The sequence below is a fragment of the Anaplasma phagocytophilum genome (assembly GCF_023476575.1).
Classification (GTDB): Bacteria; Pseudomonadota; Alphaproteobacteria; order Rickettsiales; family Anaplasmataceae; genus Anaplasma; species Anaplasma phagocytophilum_A.
The window spans coordinates 1-9,408 of record NZ_JAHLEX010000043.1 but is presented as its reverse complement, the minus strand read 5'-3'; the positions used below and the strand labels follow the sequence as shown (position 1 = coordinate 9,408).

Annotated in this window: 6 protein-coding genes; 2 read left to right on the top strand and 4 right to left on the bottom strand. The window is 42.1% G+C overall.

Annotated features, from left to right (window positions below):
- Window positions 1-914: 914 nt before the first annotated feature.
- The 4 genes from htpG to gyrA all read right to left on the bottom strand — a co-directional run bounded on the left by htpG (window position 915) and on the right by gyrA (window position 7,980).
- Window positions 915-2,828, bottom strand: a complete 1,914-nt coding sequence (gene htpG / locus KPX09_RS02965) for a molecular chaperone HtpG (protein ID WP_410518477.1) — start codon at window positions 2,826-2,828, stop codon at window positions 915-917.
- Between the two features lie 86 nt (window positions 2,829-2,914).
- The gene (locus KPX09_RS02960) at window positions 2,915-3,523 is read right to left on the bottom strand and encodes a hypothetical protein (RefSeq protein WP_249548919.1); all 609 of its coding nucleotides are present in this window, start codon (window positions 3,521-3,523) and stop codon (window positions 2,915-2,917) included.
- A gap of 846 nt (window positions 3,524-4,369) precedes the next feature.
- Window positions 4,370-4,999: an endonuclease III gene (gene nth, locus KPX09_RS02955; RefSeq protein ID WP_249548917.1), complete on the bottom strand. Its 630-nt coding sequence runs from the start codon at window positions 4,997-4,999 to the stop codon at window positions 4,370-4,372.
- Between the two features lie 263 nt (window positions 5,000-5,262).
- On the bottom strand, window positions 5,263-7,980 hold the full coding sequence (gene gyrA / locus KPX09_RS02950) for a DNA topoisomerase (ATP-hydrolyzing) subunit A (protein WP_249548915.1): 2,718 nt from the start codon (window positions 7,978-7,980) through the stop codon (window positions 5,263-5,265).
- Between the two features lie 604 nt (window positions 7,981-8,584).
- Between gyrA and KPX09_RS02945 the strand changes: the two genes are divergently transcribed.
- On the top strand, window positions 8,585-8,824 hold the full coding sequence (locus tag KPX09_RS02945) for a hypothetical protein (protein WP_249548913.1): 240 nt from the start codon (window positions 8,585-8,587) through the stop codon (window positions 8,822-8,824).
- A complete protein-coding gene (locus tag KPX09_RS02940) occupies window positions 8,737-9,009 on the top strand; it encodes a hypothetical protein (protein WP_249548912.1) in 273 nt (90 codons plus the stop codon). The genes KPX09_RS02945 and KPX09_RS02940 overlap by 88 nt, the downstream gene beginning before the upstream one ends.
- The last annotated feature ends 399 nt before the right edge of the window (window positions 9,010-9,408 follow it).

Genomic DNA, 9,408 nt, shown 5'->3' with positions numbered 1-9,408 from the left:
GCAATTTAGCTCTTACTTAAGCTAGTTTTTTCTTAGGCAGGACCTGATAGAAAGAAATTAAGAATTTTTATTTAACATGTCTCAGATAAGGCACAAATAAGCACGTATAAGAAGTAAATCGTGTTAAAGAACTATTAGAAAAGGAAGGCTTAAAATCACCAAGCAATCCTCTCACCCTAATTGATTGTATCCATGCGCTATTACATGTTGTAATAGCGCACTGCATAACAAGATTGAGTACTACATATGCAGTGCACACGCATATCGCCAGCACAACTTTAGTAGTAAATCTTCATCCGTAATTCATTGCTGGGGCAGCTAGTGACATAATGTGGAGAAACCTTAAAATCGCTTTACCATTAGTACTGTATCACAGCCGATAACATGCTGAAATTATTATTCCTGGTACACTACACATAGCGTCAGTAGTAGTATTTTTTTTGCAGCAAAAACTAATTTAAGGACCTTACTAATATCATGTTGAAGTATAACGAGTCAAAATGTGCGCTGCATCAATACTTTGAGCACTTATCAAGTATACTTTTTAGGAAAAATTTTCCTGATTTTATTAGTCATATCTCCCTATTTATAAGCAGTGCTGCTACATATCACACACCATAATATGTGAAAATCTACGACCTCTGCATTCTTTTTGAACAATGGCTGCACCAAAACTGGGTAAAGGTATAAGAAAAGTATCAGATTATTAAATCACCCCTTCCTGGATTTTAACCCCCAAGACCATCGCACGGTACTCTTATGCTCTAAACTTTACCAATACCCATGGTCACGCAACCTAAGTCCCTAGCTACATTATTCAGAACTCAAATTGAGGCAGAACACGAAGTTTATTAATGCACTTCCGTACAGGGAAAAGAGCCTATACATAGCCCTCCTCCCTCAGAAATCAATGCCTACTTGCTAGAAAATATTTTAGCAAGCACCCCATTTATACGACCCGCAAAATCAACGCTACTTCTTATCTCTTCACCTTCAATGATGCACGCTTCGTCATATAACAAATGCACTATCCCGTTTAGAAGCTCACTTTCACCACGCTCTTCATGTTCTTTTAGAAGATTCTTCGCTATAGGATGATCAATATTAATTTCCAAAATCCTGTTACCCTTGTAATTCAGCTGCTTCTGCTCCCTTAAGAACCTCTCCATACGTATATCCATTGAATTATCAGGCACTGCGAGACAAACCAAACTTGTAGTAAGCTTCTTAGAAACGCGCACGTCACTCACTACCCCATCGAGCACCTTCTTCAAATACTCGATAAAGGCACCTATACTCTCCTTATCTAACGCACATTCGCCACTATCTTTACTACTTTTATCACCGTTATCGTCACTAGCACCTATGCACTTATCAAGATCCTTCTCACCTACACGCATGACAGACTTTAATGGCACCCCCTTATATTCGGAGACAACACTAGTCCAAAAATCATCTACAGGATCAACAAGCAGGATAACCTCTATTCCACTACTCACGAGCTTTTCAATCTGAGGACTCCTCTTAGTAGATTCTAAGTCATCACCTGAAAGATAAAAAATACTCTCCTGCCCTGGCTTCATTCTGGAAATATATTCCGCCAAACCTACAAGCTCCCCTGCAGCACAAGCACTAGTATGAAACTTGCAGACAGAAAGCAAACCTTCGCGAGATTCCGTATCCATAGCCTCACACAAACCCTCTTTGAGCACTGGACCGAAATTCTCCCAGAATTTGCTATAGCTCTCATTATCACTTTCAGCCTTTTCTTTCAGAGCAGACAAGACTTTCTTAGTAACAGAAGTCTTAATTTTCTCTACTATGCGATTATTTTGTAAAGTTTCCCTACTGATATTCAAAGGCAAATCAGAAGAATCTATCACACCCCTTATGAACCTAAGATATTGAGGTATGATTTGCACGTTGTCCTCAGTAATGAATACCCTATTCACATACAACTTCACAGAGCATCTTCTATCAGGATGAAAAAGATCAAAGGGTTTTACCGACGGAATATACAGCAAGTTAGTATATTCAATAGCCCCCTCATTTTTATTGTGAATCACCATCCATGGTTCGCTTCCTATATGGGCAACAGAGCGGAAAAACTCCAAATGCTCAGCAGCAGTAACTTCAGCCTTAGGCTTAGTCCAAATAGCAACGCCACTGTTCAGCTTCTCCTCTTCACCCTTCTCATCCAAAAAATATACCGGATAACCCAAATGATCCGAATATGTAGTAACTACGTGCTCTATTCTAAACTTATCCAAAAATCCTGACTCTTCTTCCTTAAGACTCAAAGTTATCTTCGTACCTCTAGGAACGCCTTCGCCCAGCTTCTCTATAGTAAATCCCCCATCACCAGAAGATCTCCACCTATAACCAACGCTTTCCCCTGCTCGGCAAGTATCAACCACTACCTCACTCGCAACCATAAAGACAGAATAAAAACCCACACCGAACTTCCCGATGAGATCGTACCCCTTGGCCTTATCACCACCCAGAGCTTCCAAAAACCGCTGCGTACCCGAACTTGCAATAGTACCCAAATTTGTGATGAGCTCATCACGATTCATACCTATTCCATTGTCACAAATGGAAAGCCGCTTACTATCCCTATCTACACTAATCACCACCTTTAGCTCTTCACCTTCTTCCATAAGGTCGTGATTAGACAAAAACTCATGCCGCAACTTATCACAGGCGTCTGAAGCATTAGAGAGTAACTCCCTTAGAAATATGTCTTTATTTGTGTACAGAGAATGTACAACAAGACTTAATACCTTCCCTACTTCCGCATCAAACTTTAACTCTTCAATATCCGCCACAACAAACTCCACGACACTACAAACCGAATCTTACCTCTAACTAATCATTCGATACCTTTGTTTCAAGGATTAGAGGAATGAAAACTTTACTTATGGCCATATACTCTCAATAGACCTTCAACGTTTCTCCTGATCTCCATATTTAAAGCGGGATCACCCAGAACTTCTTTCATGACCAACACCGCAGCATCTACGTCATTCTTTCTAAGCTTTAAAACAATTAGCGCTTCTTTCGCAGACGACCGGTATATAGAATCCCTCCCCGAAGCAAGCCGCACAAGCCTCTCTTCTAGTGCCTCATCTAGATCTTCTCCATCCAGCGAAAGCACAATTGCAAAATACTCAGCTAGCTCCCGAAGCTCCCGCGTTAACCCTGTATCCACAGCAAGATCGTAGTACAACTCCCTAGCAGACACCACACTACCGCTCCTCACATGCCCTGCTGCAAGCTTAAACTTCGCCAAACGCGCAATTATACCCTTAGACGTATCAGAAACCTCGGTTAGCCTCTGCTCTACAGATCCATCATTACGACGCAGAACATCATAAATGGCATCTCCATCTTGGATACGTTGCTTCTCGCTTCTACTGTCAAGGAAGAACGCAATGCCTGAGGCACATAACGCCAACAGTACCACGCCCATTATTGCCCCTTTGAAACGAACAAAAAATTGACCAATCTCCTCTCTGGACATATTCGCTCCCCGCAAATTAGCCCATAATGTAAGGGCATGAGTACGCACAGTCAATAACTTTAGACTCGAAATCCATCCAATCTTCTAGCTTATAATAGCGCTTAGACAGGCTAATAAAATCCCTTGCAAGAAAAAATACTCCACCGGTATAGCAGCTAACAAGCAAGTATACTTTGCTCACTACGTAGAAACGTAGAAAAATACTGAACAAAGACGCTGTAACCAAGCATATGAGCACCGCTTTCTCATTTCACTAGCTAGCTTTTGCCATAAAAACACATGGCTTCACATTCTGCTACGCTAATACCCTTACTTACCATAAGTCTTTTACAATAGACTCACGTTTAATTAGAAAAAGCCTTATCTCATAAACGAAAATCCAGGAATTACCTTAAGGCCCCGCCTCACACATAGCATAAGTTATAAACCACAATACAAATTTGGAAGTTTTAGAGACACTTCATGGAGAAAACTGCGTTGCTTTTTTCTCAATCACTCTGCAAAGCTTTTTAGTAAAAAACAACTCACAGCGTCAACATGCCGCAAGTTACGGATGAATGACATCCGCAGTCAAAATTTACTGAAAAGAAAGTCCTTGAATTTTAGCAGGTAAATCAATTACATCTGTAATAAATCGAAGACAACCAATCTTGCAATACCCAACACAGACATATACAAATGAATGTTCTCCAATCTATGTAGCTAATTCTCATACGCCCATAGGCTATTGCCCCATATCATTTAAACCCCCACGTGCCTGCCCTATGAGCATATTCCACAGTATCACAGACATGTAACAGTCAATACCTCCCCACTTCTCATACTATTAGGAGCCGCTTTCACACTCTACCGCGGAAACACGCTCCTACTAGCACACAAATCACTAACTATGCACTTGCCACATAAAGGAGTACGCGCTTTACACACATACCGTCCGTGCAGAACTAACCAGTGATGTGCATATAGCTTCCACTTTTCTGGCACAACTTTTTCAAGAGATCTCTCAACACCCAAAACACTGCTTTCTTTCACCAATCCTATCCTATTGCTCACCCTGAATACATGAGTATCAACCGCAATCGTGGGTACGCCCAAACATGAATTTAAAAACACATTTGCACTCTTCCGCCCCACACCTGGAAGAGCCGTCAATAAATCAAAATCTCTAGGGATTGTACCACCGTGGGTATTCTCAATTATCGCACTCAACTGAATTATATTCTTAGCCTTGGAGTTATACAAACCTATACTGTTTATATAGCGCTTAAGCCCACTTTCCCCTAGAGCAAGCATTTTCTTTGCAGAATCAGCAATATCAAATAACTCGGCTGTGATCTTATTAACACTAACATCCGTAGTACGCGCAGATAACACGATCGCAACCAACAATGTGAACTCATTGCGGTATTGCAACTCTATACGCGGGCGGGGATTATCGCTGAAAAAACGACTGAAAATTATATCAGCTTTCTGCATACACTTTTAGCAGGAAACAAATTTAATTATCACCCAATATAAACCATTTGACCAGACTATAGTACACACAAGGCCTGTATAGAAACCACGCCAACATCATACAAGCAATCACCCTAAGACCTTATTCGCAGACTACGCAATCCCCTCCCATCAAAGACTCCACAGAAAGCACCCCACTACACTCAAAACATCTGACACAGCGCAAACCACAGATCTCACATACTTCAAATCAGCAACCAACGCGTGCTAGCACTGAAAAAGATTTAAGCTGAAACCTCTCCGACACCCTCATCATCGTCACAGTTATCACCACTATCAATAACCAGAGCCACGGAAACCACCTTCTCTCCTTTTTCTGTCTTGAACAACGTCACACCCTGTGTACTCCTGCCGATTATCCTTATATCAGACACAGAAATACGGATTAGCTTTCCCTTATCTGTAATCAACATCACCTGATCAGTATGCGCAACAGAAAAACTAGCCACGACCTTACCATTCCGCGCCGTAGTAAGTATATTCAATACTCCCACACCCCCTCTAGCCGTCGTACGATACTCATAAGCAGAAGTACGCTTTCCAAACCCATTTTCCGTAACAGTTAATATAAACTGCTCCTTCTTCACCATATCCACAAAAGTTTCTTCCGATAACTTAAGATCATCTAGCATACCAGAAACTCTTTTGCCGATCGCCCCACCATCATATTCAGCCGCTTTTATTCTAGAATCCACAGGAATCTTCAGATATGCCTCCCTGACATCAGAACTAGCTTCAGAGCCATATAGCACAGACATAGAGATGACCTGATCACCTTCAGCAAGCTTAATAGCTCTTACACCATCCGACATTCTACCCTTAAATTGACGAACATTACCTACGGAAAATCGAATACTCTTGCCCATCCTACTCGATAACAAAACATGATCCGTACTAACACATACACTCGCTGATATCAGCTGATCACCAGGATTCAACACCATCGCAATTTTTCCATTGGAAGGCACATACTGGAAATCAGCAAGTGCATTACGCCTGATGTTCCCTGAAGAAGTGGCAAACACCACGTCCATACTCTCGACGCCACAATCCACTCCAACATCAGGAAGCGGCATGACACTAGTGATGGCCTCACCCTCAGCAAGCGGAAAAATATTCACCAGTGACCTTCCACGAGATGCAGGCTCTCCCAGAGGCAACTTATAAACTTTCAACTTGTAAACCTTTCCGACATTAGAGAAGAAAAGCACACTGGTATGAGTATCCACCACAAAGAGCTTAGTAGTAACGTCTTCTTCCTTTATTCCCTGTGCAACACGACCCTTCCCACCACGTTTCTGCGCCCTATAATTGGACAACTTCACCCGCTTCACAAAGCCGTTCATAGTGACAGTAACAACCATCTCCTCTCTAGGAATAAGGCTCTCTGCGTCAATATCTCCCTTCGACTCTTCTATCGTGGTTCTTCTAGCTGTAGCCACCCTCTTCTTTACGTCAAGAAAACCTTCACGCACCATACCCATCAACAAAGAATCGGTACTCAGAATCTTGGTATATTCTGTGATTAGCGCTACCATAGACTGTAATTCGACTTCTAACTTACCCTTCTCTAAACCCGTAAGCCTCTGTAAGCGCATTTCCAAAATCGCTTTTATCTGCGGCGCAGTTAACCTATACCTACCACCCTCTATAACCCCGGTACTATCAGATACTAGCTCGATCATCTCCCTCACTTCTTCTGAAGGACTCCATGTACGCTCCCTAAGAGCAGCCGCAGCTTCAGCCGCATCTTTAGATGCTCTGACAATCGCTACAATCTCATCTATATTTAAAACTGCAATGTACATTCCTATGAATAGGTGCGCCCGCTCCCTCACCTTCTTCAGGCGATACCTTGTTCTACGTACCAAAACTTCTTTTCGAAAAGCAACAAACGTCTCGATAATCTCAATTAACGACATAATACGTGGCCTACTGTTATCCAGAACCAACGTGTTTATACTAAAGCTTGTCCTAAGCGGCGTCAGACCAAGCAACTGATTCAACACCACCTGAGAATTTATTTGCTTCTTTAATTCTATTGCTACCCTAATACCGGACTTATTCGACTCATCTCGTAAATCTGCAACACCCTCAATTTTCTTTTCCTTTATGAGCTCATGTATACGCTCTACCAACTTCGCCTTATTAGTCTGATAAGGTATCTCATCGATGATTATTGCTTGCCTACCCGATGGCAGCTCTTCTATATGAGTCTTACCCTGGATTATTATTGTTCCTCTACCCGTAGCAAAAGCGGACTTTATACCCGCATCACCCATTATTACGCCACCTGTGGGAAAGTCTGGCCCCGGAATAACCGTCATCAACTCTTCAAGGGTTACATCAGGGTTGTCTATATACATTACGGATGCATCTATAATCTCCCCTAGATTATGAGACGGGATATTTGTAGACATCCCAACCGCAACACCCCCCGCCCCATTAACCAAAACATTAGGGAACTCAGCTGGAAGAACAACCGGCTCCTGCTCGTTTTCATCATAGTTCGGACGAAAATCTACTGTATCTTCATCTATGTCATTCAACAAAAAGTGTGCAGCCTGCGCCAGCCTGGCTTCAGTGTACCTCATAGAAGCCGGAGGATCTCCATCTACAGAACCGAAGTTTCCCTGACTATCTATGAGCGGCACAAGCAGAGAAAAGTCCTGAGCCATCCTCACTAAGGCATCATAAATAGCAGTATCAGCATGCGGGTGATACCTACCCATTACATCACCAACTACACGGGCCGCCTTTTTGTACGGTTTATCATGGTCGTACCCAGACTTGTACATGGAGTACAGAATACGCCGATGCACAGGCTTTAGTCCGTCACGAACATCAGGAATCGCCCGACTGACTATTACACTCATGGCATAAGATAGATAAGAGTCTTCTAACTCCTTCTCTATGGAAACTGGTAAGACACCATCGCTCATCTTAATCTTGAGAAAACCACACCCGTAGAACCACTGATCTTAGTTCCCCTAACAGCGCAGGTCAAGGCAATTATTTGCCGTATTTCGTATATACATAGAATCATCCAGATCTAGAAGCTATACAACAACTAGTACTTTCAACTAATACTTTTTAGAGCCTCATGCACTTCAATTAAGCTGAGTTCGAAATATAGTGCCACTATCCTTACTTCCAGCATTACTCCCTAAAACAACAATAAGTACTCCCCTGAACTTTATTTACTACGCTGCATATCTTCTGTTTCTAGAGATGCTGGCAGGTATACGCACTACCTGTTGATCGCTGGGTATAATAAGAGTATATACAGTAACTCTTGTTATTATAAACAAGACTAAGGGTATTGGGGATAGCGGAAGTTAAGGAAGATGAAGCATATACAGTATATCTACTAGCTAAGGAGTTGTAGTGTCTCACGTTTACAAATGAGTTTAATATGCGAGGAGACTAAGTAACTACGCTCCTCCGAATATCTAAAAGCAGTCTCTAGGTATGTTTTGTTTAGTAATCCTAGGATTTCATATCTGGTTTATGTATAGGGTGCTCTTATTAGATAAGGTAAGGACATTGTTCACTTTGCTAAGGCTGTTGAAATCTCTCACCCTATCATCGATGGCAAGGTTTGTAGGACGAAGAAGGGGAAAGAGGGGCAGAACAGCTACGGTATATATGCGGATACGACTAATGCTGACGGCACAGCTACTAATAACAATACGTCGTTGTGCGGTGGACAAGGGTCGACTAATGCGAGCAATACGAATAGTGCCAAAGCTTATGTCCTTAAAGATTTCATCGGAAAAACTCTAAAAGATGGCAGCCAGAATTGGCCGACATCGACTGCTAAGTCGGCCGTAACACAAACACCTGTCACTAACGACAACGCCACAGCCGTAGCAAAAGACCTAGTAAAGGAACTTACTCCTGAAGAAAAAACCATAGTGGCCGGACTACTTGCTAAAACTATTGAAGGGGGTGAGGTTGTTGAGATATGAGTATCTCCATATTAGGTATGGTGAACTTGAGATAAGGGTATGGGTTTTGAGATTTGTTATACAGGATTCTATTATTCGATCTATAAGGTAAAGACATCACTCACTTTGCTAAGGCGATTGAGGATTCTTATCCCGATATTGATGGTAAGGTTTGTGTGACAAAGTTGGGGAAAGACATGAACCACTACTGTAAGTACTATGCAGAATTGGACATAGTAAACTCCGGCGATAAGCTTAACTTGGCACTTTGTGGGAGTAGGGGACCTTCTAGCAGCTCAAGTAGCAACAGCATCGCTTCCATTGATAATAGTAGTCAGGAGGAAATCGCCTAGTGTAGCAGCTTGGGTAATACTCAGCGAATACGGAACATAAGTTTTTTGAGTAAGTTTGTAAGCCTTA

Coding starts and splice junctions, on each gene's coding strand:
- KPX09_RS02960 (WP_249548919.1), bottom strand. CDS start 3,523: ATGTCCAGAGAGGAGATTGGTCAATTTTTTGTTCGTTTCAAAGGGGCA.
- nth (WP_249548917.1), bottom strand. CDS start 4,999: ATGCAGAAAGCTGATATAATTTTCAGTCGTTTTTTCAGCGATAATCCC.
- gyrA (WP_249548915.1), bottom strand. CDS start 7,980: ATGAGCGATGGTGTCTTACCAGTTTCCATAGAGAAGGAGTTAGAAGAC.